The sequence below is a fragment of the Streptomyces sp. NPDC016562 genome (assembly GCF_043076955.1).
Classification (GTDB): Bacteria; Actinomycetota; Actinomycetes; order Streptomycetales; family Streptomycetaceae; genus Streptomyces.
Map to the genome: position 1 here is coordinate 42,858 of NZ_JBIBRZ010000005.1, position 14,824 is coordinate 57,681.

At 73.5% G+C, this 14,824-nt stretch carries 13 protein-coding genes; 7 read left to right on the plus strand and 6 right to left on the minus strand.

What is annotated here, in order from left to right; genetic code table 11:
* A complete protein-coding gene (locus tag ACF059_RS21900; protein ID WP_392059648.1) occupies positions 1–405 on the minus strand; it encodes a hypothetical protein in 405 nt (134 codons plus the stop codon).
* Positions 406–636: 231 nt separating this feature from the next.
* Positions 637–1,449: a hypothetical protein gene (locus tag ACF059_RS21905; protein WP_366867291.1), complete on the minus strand. Its 813-nt coding sequence runs from the start codon at positions 1,447–1,449 to the stop codon at positions 637–639.
* Positions 1,450–1,745: 296 nt separating this feature from the next.
* Between ACF059_RS21905 and ACF059_RS21910 the strand changes: the two genes are divergently transcribed.
* Positions 1,746–2,495, plus strand: coding sequence for a transglycosylase family protein (locus tag ACF059_RS21910; RefSeq protein ID WP_392059651.1), 750 nt, complete (start codon positions 1,746–1,748; stop codon positions 2,493–2,495).
* 30 nt (positions 2,496–2,525) lie between these two features.
* The gene (locus ACF059_RS21915; RefSeq protein ID WP_392059654.1) at positions 2,526–3,506 is read left to right on the plus strand and encodes a helix-turn-helix transcriptional regulator; all 981 of its coding nucleotides are present in this window, start codon (positions 2,526–2,528) and stop codon (positions 3,504–3,506) included.
* Between the two features lie 283 nt (positions 3,507–3,789).
* Here ACF059_RS21915 and ACF059_RS21920 read toward each other — a convergent pair whose 3' ends face one another.
* Together ACF059_RS21920 and ACF059_RS21925 are read right to left on the minus strand one after the other, a co-directional pair.
* Positions 3,790–4,851 (minus strand): phosphatase PAP2 family protein, encoded by a 1,062-nt coding sequence (locus ACF059_RS21920; protein ID WP_392059657.1) that lies wholly within the window; start codon positions 4,849–4,851, stop codon positions 3,790–3,792.
* Between the two features lie 238 nt (positions 4,852–5,089).
* On the minus strand, positions 5,090–6,199 hold the full coding sequence (locus tag ACF059_RS21925) for a hypothetical protein (RefSeq protein WP_392059659.1): 1,110 nt from the start codon (positions 6,197–6,199) through the stop codon (positions 5,090–5,092).
* 320 nt (positions 6,200–6,519) lie between these two features.
* Between ACF059_RS21925 and ACF059_RS21930 the strand changes: the two genes are divergently transcribed.
* Positions 6,520–8,178, plus strand: coding sequence for an MFS transporter (locus tag ACF059_RS21930; protein ID WP_392059661.1), 1,659 nt, complete (start codon positions 6,520–6,522; stop codon positions 8,176–8,178).
* 219 nt (positions 8,179–8,397) lie between these two features.
* Complete coding sequence (locus ACF059_RS21935) at positions 8,398–9,567, plus strand: acyl-CoA dehydrogenase family protein (protein ID WP_361954440.1); 1,170 nt, start codon at positions 8,398–8,400, stop codon at positions 9,565–9,567.
* Between the two features lie 9 nt (positions 9,568–9,576).
* Here the strand turns inward: ACF059_RS21935 and ACF059_RS21940 are convergent, their stop codons facing one another.
* Entirely contained in the window at positions 9,577–10,026 is a 450-nt protein-coding gene (locus tag ACF059_RS21940) for a cell division protein SepF (RefSeq protein WP_361954438.1), read from the minus strand.
* A 285-nt stretch (positions 10,027–10,311) separates the two neighbouring features.
* Between ACF059_RS21940 and ACF059_RS21945 the strand changes: the two genes are divergently transcribed.
* The 3 genes from ACF059_RS21945 to ACF059_RS21955 all read left to right on the plus strand — a co-directional run bounded on the left by ACF059_RS21945 (position 10,312) and on the right by ACF059_RS21955 (position 13,803).
* Positions 10,312–11,649, plus strand: a complete 1,338-nt coding sequence (locus ACF059_RS21945) for a DUF5685 family protein (RefSeq protein WP_392059663.1) — start codon at positions 10,312–10,314, stop codon at positions 11,647–11,649.
* A gap of 703 nt (positions 11,650–12,352) precedes the next feature.
* Positions 12,353–13,234, plus strand: a complete 882-nt coding sequence (locus ACF059_RS21950) for a S1 family peptidase (RefSeq protein ID WP_392059666.1) — start codon at positions 12,353–12,355, stop codon at positions 13,232–13,234.
* 89 nt (positions 13,235–13,323) lie between these two features.
* Positions 13,324–13,803, plus strand: a complete 480-nt coding sequence (locus ACF059_RS21955; RefSeq protein ID WP_392059669.1) for a hypothetical protein — start codon at positions 13,324–13,326, stop codon at positions 13,801–13,803.
* Positions 13,804–13,846: 43 nt separating this feature from the next.
* Here ACF059_RS21955 and ACF059_RS21960 read toward each other — a convergent pair whose 3' ends face one another.
* A complete protein-coding gene (locus ACF059_RS21960) occupies positions 13,847–14,743 on the minus strand; it encodes a DUF4231 domain-containing protein (protein WP_392059672.1) in 897 nt (298 codons plus the stop codon).
* Positions 14,744–14,824 lie beyond the last annotated feature (81 nt).

Below are 14,824 nucleotides of genomic sequence, written 5' to 3' on the forward strand. Positions count from 1 at the left end.
TCAGTAGCCCCGGCGCGGAGCGGGCGGCAGGGCCGCCGGGACGTGTGTCATCCCGGTCTGGTGCTGCCGCCCGTCGGCGTATCCACGGCCGTTGCCCGCGTACGAGTACGCCGGTTGCGGCTGCGGCTGTACCTCCGGGGCGGGCTGCGACGCGGGCTGCGGGGTGTACGAGGGCTGCCAGTCCTCGACCCGTTGCCATGCGGAGCCGCTCCAGCCGCTGTCGTACGAGCTGCGCCCGCCGTACCCGCGCCCGTGCGAGAAGGCCGTGAACCCGAGGTCCTCCTCGCCGCTGCGGTCGCCCGGCAGCGCCCGGAAGGCGCGCAGGTACTCCGAGTACAGCGTGTCGTAGATCGGGGTGTGCGAGACGGCGGCCGGAGAGCTGTCGCGGTCCCGTGCGGGGCGCATCGCGGGGACGGAGCTCGGATAGGACGGGGCGCGGGAGGAGTCGTATGAATGCACGTATCAGCCAACGAAACCGGCGCCCTGCGGATGCGGGGTGACGGGGGCGGAATAACCGGGGTGACCGGGTCGGAAACACAGATCGCCGGGGGTGTGCGGGACGGACCGCACACCCCCGGCGCACGCCGCCCGGCCCCCTCGGCGGGAGGCTGACGGCCGTCAGTCCGGGCGGCCGGCTCAGGCGCCGGGCGTACCCGCCAGGGGCATCGCGGCGGCCACGAGCTTGCCCGCGGCGGCTGCCTTGTCCAGCGCGTCGCGCAGCAGGTCCTCGCGGGGCTGCTGGCCGATGGAGCCGACCGGGGCGGCGTAGATGAGCACGCGCTGGGTCTTGTTGACGGCGGCTCGCCAGCTGTCGGTGACCGACAGCGCCTGGTGCGCCTGCCACCAGGCGACCTGGCCGGCGCCCTCGGTGCCCGGCTGCAGTACGGCGTGCAGCTGACCCGCGGCGAGCAGGACCGACCAGCCGCCGAGGAGGGTGGGGAGCTCGGTCGTGTCGATGACCGGACGGAACCCCTGCTCGATGAGGAGCGGCAGGAAGTCGTCGCCGGGGCCGTCGCTGCCGGGGCGGGCGATCGGGGCGGTCGGCTCGACGACCAGCGCGGGGTGCAGCTCGCCGCCGATCAGGATCAGGCCGCTGGTGATGCCGAGGACGGCCTGGCCGCCGGGCACGTTCTGCGGGGCGCTGCCGCCGGCGGACGCGTCGGGGGCCGGGCTGTCGCCGGTGATGCTGCGGACGGCTCCCTGGAGCTGCTCCTCGGAGACGGAGACGACCTGCGAGGGGATGCAGGCCGCGTGGGCGAAGGCGAGGACGGCGGTCTCCTCGCCGACGAACAGCACCGTGCTGGTGCGGTCGTTCTCCGGGTCGCCGGGGGTGCGGCAGGAGGTGCAGTCGTAACTGCGCGGCGCGTCGTCGCCGACGAGCAGCCTGTCGGCTTCTTCGTCACCGATCTCGGCACGTACCTCATCACTGACGTCGAGCATGCGCGGCACGGGGTGGCTCCTCGGCATAGGGGCGGGGCCGGGCGGCTCCCGGCTCGCCGGGCTCAACGGGGGAGCGGTGGCAGGGGTCACGCCATTGGAGGGAACGGATTCGAACCGGGCCCCCGGAGGAGTGAACCGTCCGACCGGAGGTTCTGTTTCGTACCAACTCTTTTCTGGTTGTGCGCAGTTGCTGGCCGGGTGTGGCCGTTTGCGGTACGGGTGACGGATCGGCCGACCGGGTGGGGTGTGGTGACCACGGCGTGGCGGGCCGGGAGGGGTGACGGACGGCTGCGTAGCGTGACCCGGTGCCCCACCTCCGGATCCGCCGGGCCGCCGCCCTCACGGCCGCGTCCGCGGCTCTCGCCGTACTGGCGCTCGCACCCCCAGGCGGCGCGGCGACCTCGGCTCCGCCGCCTCCCGCGGCCGGCCCGGCGGGGGCGGCGCACCCCGGCTCCCCGGGCGTCATCGGGACCGGGCCGGGGGACTGCGGGCCGGGCGGGGAGTGGCCCTGGGACTGCGTGGCCGACTGCGAGAGCGGCGGGCGGTGGGCGACCAACACGGGCAACGGCTTCTACGGCGGCCTGCAGATCTGGCAGCCGACGTGGGAGGAGCACGGCGGGCTGGCCTTCGCCCCGCGGGCCGACCTGGCCGGCCGCGCGCAGCAGATCCGGATCGCCGAGGACGTCCTCGGCGCGCAGGGGTGGAACGCCTGGCCGGTCTGCTCCAAGCGGTACGGGCTGGCGGGCCGGATGCACGTGGTGCGGGCCGGGGACACGCTGGTGTCGATCGCCCGGAAGCGGCGGGTGCGGGGCGGGTGGAAGGCGCTGTACGAGGCGAACCGGGAGCTGATCGGGCCGCTGCCCGCGGTGCTCGCGGTGGGCGTGATGCTGGTGATCCCGACGCCGACGCCGCAGCCGGTGCCCTCGCCTTCGCCGTCGCTTACGCCTTCGCCTTCGCCTTCGCCCACGCCTGTGCCGGTGGCTCCGTCGGCCGCGCCGGTCCCGGTGGTCGCGTCGCCCGGTGCCCCCGGGCCGGTTCCGTCGCCTCCCCGCTGAACCCCGCGGGCCCGCTGGCAGACTCGGGGGATGCTCGACACCTCCGCACGACTGCTGCGCCTGCTCTCCCTGTTACAGGCCCACCGCGAATGGACCGGGGCCGATCTCGCGGACCGTCTCGGCGTCACCCCGCGGACGGTCCGGCGCGACGTGGACCGCCTGCGGGAGCTGGGCTATCCGGTCAACGCCAGTCCCGGGACCGGTGGCGGCTACCAGCTGGGGGCGGGGGCCGAGCTCCCGCCGCTGCTGCTGGACGACGACGAGGCCGTGGCCGTCGCGGTCGGGCTGCGCACCGCCGCCGGGAACGGCGTGGAGGGGATCGGGGAGGCGTCCGTGCGGGCCCTCGCCAAGCTGGAGCAGGTGCTGCCGTCGCGGCTGCGGCGCAGGGTGTCCGCGCTCAACGAGTTCACCGTGCCGATGCTGCGCGGCGCCCAGCGCTCCACCGTGGACCCCTCGGTCCTGACCGACCTGGCCTCCGTCTGCCGGGACGGCGAACGCCTGCGCTTCGCGTACCGGGACCACGAGGGCAACGCCACCCGCCGCACGGTCGAGCCGCACCGGCTGGTGTGCACCGAGCGGCGCTGGTACCTGGTCGCCTGGGACCTGGACCGGGAGGCGTGGCGGACCTTCCGCGCCGACCGGATCGAGCCCAGGCCGCCGCACGGACCGCGCTTCACCCCGCGCCCGCCGCCCTCCGAGGACCTCGCCGCGTACGTCTCCCGGGGCGTGTCCCAGCGGGCGTACGCGGCTCACGCGGTGGTGCGGCTCAAGGTGTCGGCGCAGGAGGCGGCGCGGATCATCGGGCCCAGCGACGGGGTCCTCGAACCGGTCGACGGGCAGAGCTGCCTGCTGCGGACCGGGGCGGTGAGCCTGGACGTTCTGGTGATTCACGTCATGCTGCTCGGCTGTGAGTTCGAAGTGGTCGAGCCTCCGGAGCTGACCGACCGGATCAGAGCGGCGCGGGATCTCCTGGGGCGGGCCGTGGATCCGGGAGAAGTGAAGGAAATGTAGCGGGCTTGAGGGGGATTCAGCTGGTCCGGTCCATGGCGGGCGGCAATCTCGGGCCCGAATTCCGTGGCGCTCGGCGGGAATTCCAAAACGCCTGAGCGGCGGGCGTGTCGCGGTCCGGGAATGCCTTTGCGGTTGTAGATATTCTGTGACACAAGCGTGACCCGGGACGGACGAACGTCCGGGCGTGGCGCTGACGGACGACGAAGGCGGGCCGGGTCAAGTGACCCGGCCCGCCTTCACGTCGCGGGGTGAGGTGGTGCGTACCGCCCCCGCGGTCCGGCCCTCAGCCGCCGGCCACCGGACGGGCCGCGGCGCTGCGGGCGGCGGTCCGCTCGGCGTGCGCCGGGCGGCGGCTGCCGACCGGCGTCACCGGGGTGCGCTCGGAGCGGATCAGGTGCACCCGCGCGGCGGGGTGCACGGCGGCGGGCCGCGGCGCCGGGGAGTGCGCGGTGGCGGCGCCGGCCGTGGCGGGGGCCGTGGCGGGCTCCCCGGTGGCGTCGGCGACGCGCCGCAGCTGCCACTTGCCGCCCGCGGAGAGCAGCGGGGTGAGCGCGGTGACGACCGGGGCGGGCATCCGTCCGGTCTCGGCGCGGCGGCGCAGCAGCTCGCGCAGCTCGAAGACGTAGGCCTCGGCGCGGGCGATGAGCGGCTCGAACCAGGGGAGGGCCAGCAGGATCAGCAGCCCCGCGGACCAGCCGAGCAGGACGTCGCTGACCCAGTGGGTGCCGAGGTAGACGGTGGTGGCGCCCACGCTCAGCGAGACGACCGCGGACACCACGGACAGCACCCGCCGGGTGACCACGGTGGAGGCCAGATAGGCCAGGATTCCCCAGGTCACGACGGCGTTGGCGGTGTGGCCGGAAGGGAATATATCGCCGCCGGCGAAGAGTTCGGCGGAACCGATCTCGGTGGCGTAGTGCGGGCCGAGCCGTCCGAGGCCGAGCTTGACGGACCCGACGGTGATGTTGAGCAGCAGCAGTGCCACGCCGAGGGTGATCAGCGGGCGCAGCGTGTGCTGGCGCCAGGAGCGCCAGCCGAGCCATGCGGCGACCATGACCGCGGTGGGTCCGCGCTGCCCGAGCACGACGAGGTAGTCGAGGAAGGCGTGCAGCTGCGGCCACTGCTCGTAGGGCCGGAAGAACATGACCTGCCAGTCGAGGCGGACCAGCCAGGAAGTGGTCAGTACGGCCACCACGATGGCGAGATAGAAGACGAGGGTCGATCCCAGGAGTACGACGCGGTGCCGGCTCATCTGCGGGGTTTGCAGATGAGCCGGTCGCTCTGGTTCCCGGTCCAGCCGGGCGAACACCCGCTCCAGACGGGTCAGGATTTGGTCGGTACGCACTCAATCGACGTTACCGCGCGCCGCTGCTCAGCCCGGGCGAATCGCGGGCTTTGTGATGACCATGTGATGTGGAGTTGGTCTCATGCGGGACTTAATTCCCGGTATTTCCGCACCGGTTGGGCCGGTTTTGATCACCGTCCCGGCAATTGTTTCACGCGCTTAGCCGGGCCATATTGCCGAAGGTCATTTCCTTTGCTGAAAGATGGTTCGGAATGATCCGTTCCGTGACGTGGGTGACCTATGGAGGTCCCGAGCCGTTCAGCCAGAAGGCCCCGTAGACCGCCGAGGCGAGGGCCGCCGCGCCCAGCACCGGGGCCGCCCGCCCCGTCCGCCACCGGGCCAGCGCCACCGCCGGCGGCAGCACCAGCGGGAAGGCGGGCAGCAACAGCCGGGGCTTGGAGCCGAAGTACCCGGACGCGCACAGCGCCAGCGCCACGACGATCCCGCCGTACACGAGCAGCGGCGCCGGCTGCCGCTGGCGCACGCACGCGCGGTACAGCCACAGCACCAGCGCGACCCCCGCCAGCAGACCCGCCCCGGCGAGGAAGGCCGACGAGGCCAGCTTCGCCCCGACGAACCGGGCGAAGGCCCAGCCGCCGTCGAAGCCGTTGCCCCAGCCCGCCTGCACGTCCAGGTACCCGAGCAGCCCGCCCCCGGTGCGCGCGCCGACCCACAGCACGTACGCCGCCGCGCCCATCGGGGCGATCAGCGCACCGACCGCCGTCCGCCACGACCGCTCCCCGCGCCGCCAGGCCAGTACCGCGGCCACCCACACCGCCGCGACCACCGCCGCGCCCACCGGGCGGGTCAGCCCCGCCGCGGCCGCGAGCAGGCCCGCCGTCAGCCACCGGCCGCGCAGGGCCCCGTACAGAGCCCAGGCGGCCAGCGCCGTGAACAGCGACTCGCTGTACGCCATCGACTGAACGATCCCGACCGGCAGCGCCGCCCACACCCCGACGGCGAACACCCCGGTGCGGCGGCCGTGGTGCAGATCGGCGACCGCGAAGATCCCCCAGGCCGCGGCGAGCCCCGCGAGCGCCGACACCACCAGGCCCGCCGAGCCGTGGGAGAGCCCGCTCGCCGCCGACACCAGCCGCTCCAGCCACGGCAGCAGGGGGAAGAAGGCCAGGTTCGAGTGGACGTCCCCGTTCGGGAGGACCACCTCGTACCCGTAGCCCTGCGCGGCGATGCGGGCGTACCAGAGCGAGTCCCAGCGCGCCGACAGCAACGTGTGCGGGCTGCTGCCGGCCGCCGCTCCCCACACCGCGAGCACGGTCAGCCCGAGCAGCCGGACCGCCGCGAAGAGGGCCAGCGCGGGCGCGGCCCGGCGAAATCCAAGATCCTTCACGGGGATGATTATCGGTGGCGGGGCGCGGTGACCCGGGTGACGGTCCAGGGGGTGACACGGGCGGGGCCGACGGCGACCACGCCGCGTGAGGGCGTGTGCACGGCGGGCTGAGGAGGGGGCGCCGGGAGTGGCGTACGCCACACCGCGGGCGCCGCCGGGATGAGAGCTTGGCCACGTGTCCGAGAAGCGAACTCGCGTACATTGACCGTTCACCCGCGTGTCGATGCCGGGCCCCGTTGGACGCCGCAGAGCGCACCACCCCCCGCGGCTCCGAAGACGCTGGTCCGCCGAGCGCGAGGGATCACCTGGGAGGTACATGCATGTCGGGGACGAACGCGGCCGGGGTCAAGGCCCCTTCCCCCTGGCAGCGGCTGAGCGCCGCCTCCGGCGGGACCAACCGCTGGGTCGTCCTGGGCGTCCTGTGCGTCAGCCTGGTCCTCGTCGCCCTCGACGCGACGATCCTGCACGTCGCCGTCCCCTCCGTCACCGAGGACCTGCGCCCCGGCTCCATCGAGCTCCTCTGGATCGTCGACGCCTACCCGCTGGTCTGCGCGGCCCTGCTGATCCTCTTCGGCACCCTCGGCGACCGGATCGGCCGCCGCCGCGTACTCCTCCTCGGCTACGGGCTCTTCGGCGCGGCCTCCGCGATGGCGGCCCTGGCCGACAACGCCCAGGTCCTCATCGCCGCCCGCGCGCTGCTCGGTGTAGGCGGCGCGATGATCATGCCGGCGACGCTGTCGATCCTGCGCCAGGTGTTCCCCGACCGCCGCGAGAGGGCCCTGGCCATCGGCATCTGGACCGCCGTCGCCGCCGTCGGCGCCGCGAGCGGGCCGGTGCTCGGCGGGTTCCTCGTCCAGCACTTCTGGTGGGGCTCCGTCTTCCTCATCAACATCCCGCTGATGGCGCTGATCCTGCCGCTCGGACGCTGGCTGCTGCCGGAGTCGCGCGGCGCCTCGGACGGGCCGTGGGACGTGCTCGGCGCGCTGATGGCCGCCGCCGGCGTCCTCGGGTCGGTGCTCGGGGTCAAGCGCCTCGGCGCCGAACGTCAGCTCCTCGACGCCCAGGCGGTGGTGCCGCTGCTGCTCGGGGCGGTGCTGCTCGTGCTGTTCGTGCGGCGCCAGAGGCGGCGCGAGCACCCGCTGATCGACATGCGGATGTTCTCCCGCGCCGCCTTCTCCACCTCCGTGGCCTGCATCGTGCTCGCCATGCTGGCCCTGGTGGGCCTGGAGCTGATCGCCGTCCAGTACCTCCAGCTGGTGCTGCACCTGAGCCCGCTGGAGACCGGGCTGCGGCTGCTGCCGCTGACCTTCGCCGCCATGGCCGCGGGCGCCACCGGGTCCTACACGCTGGGCCGGATCGGGCCGCGCACGATGGTGTCGCTGGGCTTCCTGGTGACCGCCTCCGCCGTGCTGCTGCTGACGCTGATGGGCCAGCAGGACCGGCCGGTGCTGCTGACCGTCGGCTTCGTCCTGCTCGGCTTCGGGCTCCAGACCACGCTGTTCGCGGCGTACGAGTCGATGCTGAGCGAGGCGCCGGCGGCGAGCGCGGGCGGTGCGGCCTCGATCGGCGAGACCTCGTACCAGCTGGGCGCGGGGATGGGCATCGCCCTGCTGGGCAGCGTGATGAACGCGGCCTACCGGCCGGGGCTGGTGGGCGTGCCGGGGGTCTCCGCCGCGGACTCGGAGGGCGCGGCCCATTCTCTGGGCGAGGCGTATCAGATCGCCGCGGATCTCGGCGGGGCGGCGGGGGCCGCGCTGTACGCCGCGGCGCGGGAGTCGTTCGTGCACGGGCTGCACGTCACTCTCGTGGTGAGTGCGGGGTTGTTGCTGGCGGGGGCGGTGATGGCGTTGCGGCTGCCGAGGGTGATGGAGTGCGGGGGGTTGGGGGCCGCTGAGCCGGTGCGGTTGCCCGCGCAGGCGGGTGGGGAGCGGGTGGCGGTGGCTGGGCCGGCTTCGGCTTCCGTGGAGCGTGCGGGCTGAGCGCCGTTGCCGGGGCTCCGCCCCGGACCCCGCGCCTCAAACGCCGGCGGGGCTGAATGTGCGGCGGGGCTGAATAGGCGGGCGCCGCCCCTGGCCCCGCGCCTCAAGCGCCGGCGGGCTGGTAGGCGGGGGTGGATTTTGACCGGGGTGGGTCGCTAGCGTCTGGGGTGCGGCGTAAAACTTGCGCCGCTAGGTTCTGTCAGGTCGCCGGGAGGCCCCGTGTCCTTCGTTCCCACCGATCCGCTCGGGCTCGACGAGCTCCTCGGGCCCGAGGACCTCGCCGTCCGGGACACCGTCCGCAGCTGGGCCGCCGACCGGGTGCTGCCGCACATCGCCGAGTGGTACGAGAGCGGTGAGCTGCCCGGGATCCGGGAGCTGGCCCGGGAGCTCGGGGCCATCGGGGCGCTCGGGATGTCCCTCCAGGGATACGGGTGCGCCGGCGCCAGCGCCGTGCAGTACGGGCTCGCCTGCCTGGAGCTGGAGGCCGCCGACTCCGGGATCCGCTCGCTGGTCTCCGTACAGGGCTCGCTGGCCATGTACGCGATCTGGAAGTACGGCTCCGAGGAGCAGAAGCAGCGCTGGCTGCCCGGCATGGCGGCCGGTGAGCTGATCGGCTGCTTCGGGCTCACCGAGCCCGACGTCGGGTCGGACCCCGCCGCCATGCGCACCTACGCCAAGCGCGACGGCGGCGACTGGGTGCTGAACGGCCGCAAGATGTGGATCACCAACGGGTCGGTGGCCTCCGTCGCCGTGGTGTGGGCGCAGACCGACGAGGGGATCCGCGGTTTCGCGGTGCCCACCGAGTCCGCCGGGTTCTCCGCGCCCGAGATCAAGCACAAGTGGTCCTTGCGGGCCAGCGTCACCAGCGAGCTGGTCATGGACGACGTACGGCTGCCCGCGGACGCGGTGCTGCCGGGGGTGACCGGACTCAAGGGACCGCTCGGCTGCCTCAGCCATGCGCGGTACGGGATCATCTGGGGGTCCATGGGCGCGGCGCGCGCCAGCTTCGAGTCGGCGCTCGACTACGCGCGGACGCGCGAGCAGTTCGGCAGGCCGATCGGCGGCTTCCAGCTCACCCAGGCCAAACTGGCGGACATGGCCCTCGAACTCCACAAGGGCATCCTGCTCGCCCACCACCTGGGCCGGCGGATGGACGCGGGCACCCTGCGGCCGGAGCAGATCAGCTTCGGCAAGCTCAACAACGTCCGCGAGGCCATCGAGATCTGCCGCACCGCGCGGACCATCCTGGGCGCCAACGGGATCTCCCTCGAATACCCCGTCATGCGGCACGCCACCAACCTCGAATCGGTGCTCACCTACGAGGGCACCGTCGAAATGCACCAGCTGGTGCTGGGCAAGGCGCTCACCGGGCTGGACGCCTTCCGGTGAGAGCCCTGCCTAGCTCTGGTTGAAGAAGTCGCGGGCGCGGCCGCCGGCCTCGCCGCTCACGATCTGGGTGTCGGCCGGGGTCAGCAGGAAGACCCTGGTCGCCACCCGCTCGATGGAACCGCGCAGCCCGAAGGTCAGTCCGGCCGCGAAGTCGACGACGCGCTTCGCGTCGCCCGGCTCCATCGACGACAGGTTGACGATCACCGGGACTCCGTCGCGGAACAGCTCGCCGATCCCCCGGGCGTCACGGAAACCGTCCGGGGTGACCGTCGCGATCCGACGGCCGTGCTCCACGGCCGACTCGGAGGCCACCTTGACCCGCGGGTCGGTGACCCACTGCTCGCCGGGGCCGGCCACCGAACCCTGGGCCGCCTCCGCGTAGTCGTCGTCGTAGTAGCGCTCGTCGTCGCTGTCCTCCACGAGACCCAGCCAGGCACTCGCCTTACGCACCGAACCCATGGACTGCCTCCTTTCACCGCGGTCAGTCTGTCTTCTCTCCGCTGCCCCTATGCTCGTCCATGATGCTGACAACGCGCCAAGTGGATAGTCGCCGCGCAGGGGTTTCGTGACGGTACTGGTGCAGAACATCCGTTGTACGGTCAAGGATCCTGGTGCCTACCACTGCTGACTGAGTGAAAATACGACTGCTGCCGCCGTGCGGGTGAGCGGTGCGGACGTACGGGTGAAGAAGGCGGGTCGATACGATGCCCGCCAAGCACGCGTACGACACACGGGGGAAGCACCTTGTTCGGCATCGTCAGGCCTTGCACGCACCGGCTGGGGGAGCGGTTCAAAGCGGAGTGGATGGCCCATCTGTGCGGGCTGTGTCTGGCACTTCGGGGTGACCACGGACAGTTCGCCCGGATCGTCACGAACTATGACGGGCTGCTGGTCTCCGTCCTGACGGACGCTCAGTCCGGTCCCGCCTCCGGCTCGCGGCGCACCGCGGGCCCCTGTCCCCTGCGCGGGATGCGCACCGCCTCCGTCGCCAACGGCGAGGGCGCGCGGCTGGCCGCGGCCGTCTCGCTCGTGCTCGCCTCCGCGAAGGTGCGCGACCACGTGGCGGACCGCGACGGGCTGTTGGCGCGGGCTCCCATAGCCATGGCCGCGCGCCGGGTGGCCCGCGGCTGGGACCGGGCCGGCGCCCGCACCGGCGCCTCGCTCGGCTTCGACACGGCGGTGCTCGTCGACGCCGTGGACCGGCAGGAGGGGATCGAGACGCTGGCCGGGCCCGGCACGTCCGTCCTCGTGGTGACCGAGCCGACGGAGACCGCGACGGCCGCCGCCTTCGCGCATACCGCGCAGCTGGCCGGACGGCCAGGCAACGCCCCCGCGCTGGCCGAGGCGGGCCGGTACTTCGGGCGCCTCGCGCACCTGCTGGACGCGGTGGAGGACCAGGGCGCGGACGCGGCCGCCGGGGCCTGGAACCCGCTCACCGCGACCGGGACCTCGCTCGCCGAGGCCCGCAGGCTGTGCGACGACGCCCTGCACGGCATCAAGCTCGCGCTGCGCGAGGTCGAGTTCGCGGACGCGGGGCTGGCCCACCGGCTGCTCGTGCACGAGCTGCGCACCTCCGTGGACCGGGCCTTCGGCACCGGCAGCTGCGGACACACGGCGATGAACGCCGCCGGGCAGGGCTTCGGCCCGCCGCCGCAGGGCTACGGCCCGGGCGCGGGCGCCCCCGGCGCGGGCTCCCCGTACGCGGGCGGCCACCCCTACGGCAACGGGAACCCCTACGGCAACGGGAACCCCTACGCCCCGGGCGGCCCCGGAACGGCCCCGCCCATGGGCCCGGGCGGTCCGGGTGGTCCGGGCGGCCACGGCTGGGGCGGCGGTTCCGGTGGCGGCGGTGGCCTGCCCCCGCACAAGCCGCGGCGCGGGCTGCTCGCGGGCTGCGCGGTGGCCATCGGGCTGTTCTGCACCTGCCAGCTGTGCTGCACCGAGCACGACGGCCCGTGGTCCCGGAAGAAGAAGCAGCCGTGGTGTGACAACTGCGACTGCGGCAACTGTGACTGCAGCGGCTGCAACTGCTGCGGCGAAGGCGGCTGCTGCGACGGGTGCGACTGCGGGTGCGACTGCTGACGGCCTAGACCCACCGGACACCCCCTCAGCTTTCACAGGTCCGGACGGGGTACGCGGGGATTCCCGTACGGACCAGGGTGGAAGGGGTGAGCGGGATGAGTGACGACGCAGACGATCCGCACGCTCCGCCGCGGGGGAGCCCCGGGCACGCCGATGACCCGGAGGGGCGAATTCCGGCCGTTCCCGCGCGCCGGCGCGCGGCCGGCGCCGCCGCGGCCCCGCCCTCGTGCTACCGGCCCGCCGTGCGGGAGGCGCGCCCCGTCCGTGTCCGCCGCGCGGGGCCGGGAGCGGCGCGCGTCCTGGGCCGCGGCCGCGCGGTCCGCCGGGCCGGCGCCGGCGGGGCGACCACACCGTACGACCCCGACCCGGGTTTCCCGGCGCCCGCGATACCCGGCGCGCGCGGCGCGACCCGCTGTGGATCCCCCTCGGTCCCCGCTGCCCCCGTGCTCCGTGGCGGACCCTCTCGTCTCTCCGTTCCCACGCCCGGGGACGCGCCGGTCCGGACGGGGCCTCGCGCGTCCCGGCCGGCGAGCGGCGGCTGAAAGCCGCTCTTGCGACCGATATCCGACGACAGCACACTCCCGAGAGCGCTTGTCAGGGACACGGTCAAAATACATGCGACCCCCGTGCCCCCGGCTGCGCCTCACGGGCCCAGGCACCCCCACGACCGCCGGGCCCCCGACCCTCTCCAGGAGGACGAGAAGTGAGGATCAAGCGCAAGACCCGTAACAGGCTGCTCGCGATGGCCACCGGCCTGGCCGCCGCGGCAGCGTTCGCCGTCCCCACCGCGGCGAGCGCGGACCCCCAGGACGGCTTCAGCGCCGACCGGCTCGCCGCGGCCGGCGCATCCGTCCTGCGCGCCGACGTAGCGGGCACCGCCTGGCACACCGACTCCGCCACCGGGACCCTCGTGGTCACCGCCGACTCCACCGTCTCCGCCGCCGACATCGCCAGGATCAAGCGCGAGGCCGGAGCCGACGCCGCGGCCCTGCGCATCGAGCGCACCCCCGGCAAGCTCACCAAACTGGTCTCCGGCGGCGACGCCATCTACGCCTCCGGCTGGCGCTGCTCGCTCGGCTTCAACGTGCGCAGCGGCACCACGTACTACGCCCTGACCGCCGGACACTGCACCGACGGCGCGGGCACCTGGTGGAGCAACTCGGCGCGCACCACCGTGGTCGGCTCCACCGTCGGCTCCAGCTTCCCGAACAACGACTACGGCCTCATCAAGTACGCGAGCAACTCGCCGGTGCCGCCCGGCACCGTCGGCAGCCAGGACATCACCAGCGCCGTCAACGCCACCGTCGGCATGTCCGTCACGCGGCGCGGCTCCACGACCGGCATCCACAGCGGCTCGGTGACCGGCCTCAACGCCACCGTCAACTACGGCGGCGGCGACATCGTCTACGGCATGATCCGCACCAACGTGTGCGCCGAACCGGGCGACAGCGGCGGCCCGCTCTACTCGGGCACCCGCGCCGTCGGCCTCACCTCCGGAGGCAGCGGCAACTGCTCCTCGGGCGGGACCACCTTCTTCCAGCCCGTGGTCGAGGCCCTCAACGCCTACGGGGTCAGCGTCTACTGACGGTGACCCACGCGCCCCCGTCGCACCCCTGGACGTACTCCCCGCTTCTGGGAGGATGTCCAGGGGTGTTGACCGGGGGAGGCTTTTGCATGAAACGCATCGGCGTGACCGGGCACCGGTCCATCCCGGACGCGGTGCTCGGCCATGTGGAGAGCGGCCTGCGCGCCGTACTGGACGGCCACGAGGGGCCGTTGGAGGCGTTCTCCAGCCTCGCGGAGGGCGCGGACCAGATGTTCGCCGCCATCGCCCTCGAATGCGGCGCCGACCTCACCGTGGTGATCCCCAGCGGGGACTACGAGCGGTCCTTCGAGGACGCCGCCGCCCTGGCCCGCTACGAGCAGCTCAGGCTCCGGGCCACCCAGGAGGTCCGCATGGACTTCGCCCGCTCCACGGACGAGGCCTACTACGCCGCCGGCACCTACATCGCCGACTCCTGCGACCGGCTCGTCGCCGTCTGGGACGGGCAGCCCGCCCGCGGCCACGGCGGCACCGCCGAGATCGTCGCCTACGCGCGCGCCCTCGGCAAACCGGTCACCGTCATCTGGTGCGAGGGCGTGACCCGGGACTGAGTCACACCCCGCCCGTCCCTTCCCCCACCGCCGTGCCCGTGCCTCAACTGCTGTGCCGGGCCAGCCAGTCCGTGTGCTGCGGCGAGACGTACCGCTCGGTCTCGTACACCGACGTGGGCCACTGGGACTCGGTGATGGTCGTCTGCATCACGACCATCATGGCCGCCAGGTCCTGCTCGATCAGGGTGTGCGCCTCGATCAGCGGATGGTGGCGCCGCACCTCGTTCCAGGCGATGCCGGCCGCCGCGGCCGCGCTCACCAGCCCGGTCAGCCTCGGCCCGGGGCCCGACCCGAAGGACCCCAGCAGCGCCACGGCCAGGCCCAGACAGGTCAGCAGCACGATCGTCCACGCCCACACGTTGGTCGCGCGCCGGGACACCTCGGTCTTGCGCCGGTACCAGTTGCGCTGCTCGATCAGCCGGTCCCGGACGTACGTCTCGCGCCGCACGTGGTAGTCCATCCCGCGCAGCCGCTGCATCGCGCCGGTGATCTCCCCGCCCTCCGGCACCGTCCCGGTGGCCCGCGGGTCCTCCCAGCCCATCTTGCGCAGCTCGTCCAGACCCGCCTCCAGCCGCGTGCGGTACGTCTCCTCGGGAGCCGCGGCCTCGCTGCCGAACGGCGCCCCGTGGACCGCGTACCGCCAGGCCAGAGACTTGATGAACTCCGCCGCGCTGCGGTTGAGCTGCCACTGCGGGCGGGCCCGGCGCCGGGTCGCCCGCACGCCCACGGCCAGTACCCCCAGGTACGACAGGGCGCTCAGCAGCCCGAACAGGTACATCGAGCCCAGCTTCGGTCCGTCGGGCAGGGCGGCGGCCACCGCGGCCGCCACCAGCAGCATCAGCTGCGCGCGCGTCGCCTGGGTGGACTCCCGCTGCCGGGAGATGGCCGCCTGGTCGGTGTGGTGGAAGAGGGCCGGCAGGTCCTCGTTTCGAAAGGTCATGCTGTCGGGCACAGCGCCCCCCTGCTGTCGGGTGGCGGGCGGCGGGGCCACCGCGGTCGCGGGGCCCCCGCCGCCCACCGT

Excerpts from the sequence above, each read along its gene's own strand:
- ACF059_RS21940 (WP_361954438.1), bottom strand. The coding sequence starts at position 10,026 with ATGGGTTCGGTGCGTAAGGCGAGTGCCTGGCTGGGTCTCGTGGAGGAC.
- ACF059_RS21900 (WP_392059648.1), bottom strand. The coding sequence starts at position 405 with ATGCGCCCCGCACGGGACCGCGACAGCTCTCCGGCCGCCGTCTCGCAC.
- ACF059_RS21930 (WP_392059661.1), top strand. The coding sequence starts at position 6,520 with ATGTCGGGGACGAACGCGGCCGGGGTCAAGGCCCCTTCCCCCTGGCAG.
- ACF059_RS21955 (WP_392059669.1), top strand. The coding sequence starts at position 13,324 with ATGAAACGCATCGGCGTGACCGGGCACCGGTCCATCCCGGACGCGGTG.
- ACF059_RS21915 (WP_392059654.1), top strand. The coding sequence starts at position 2,526 with ATGCTCGACACCTCCGCACGACTGCTGCGCCTGCTCTCCCTGTTACAG.
- ACF059_RS21960 (WP_392059672.1), bottom strand. The coding sequence starts at position 14,743 with ATGACCTTTCGAAACGAGGACCTGCCGGCCCTCTTCCACCACACCGAC.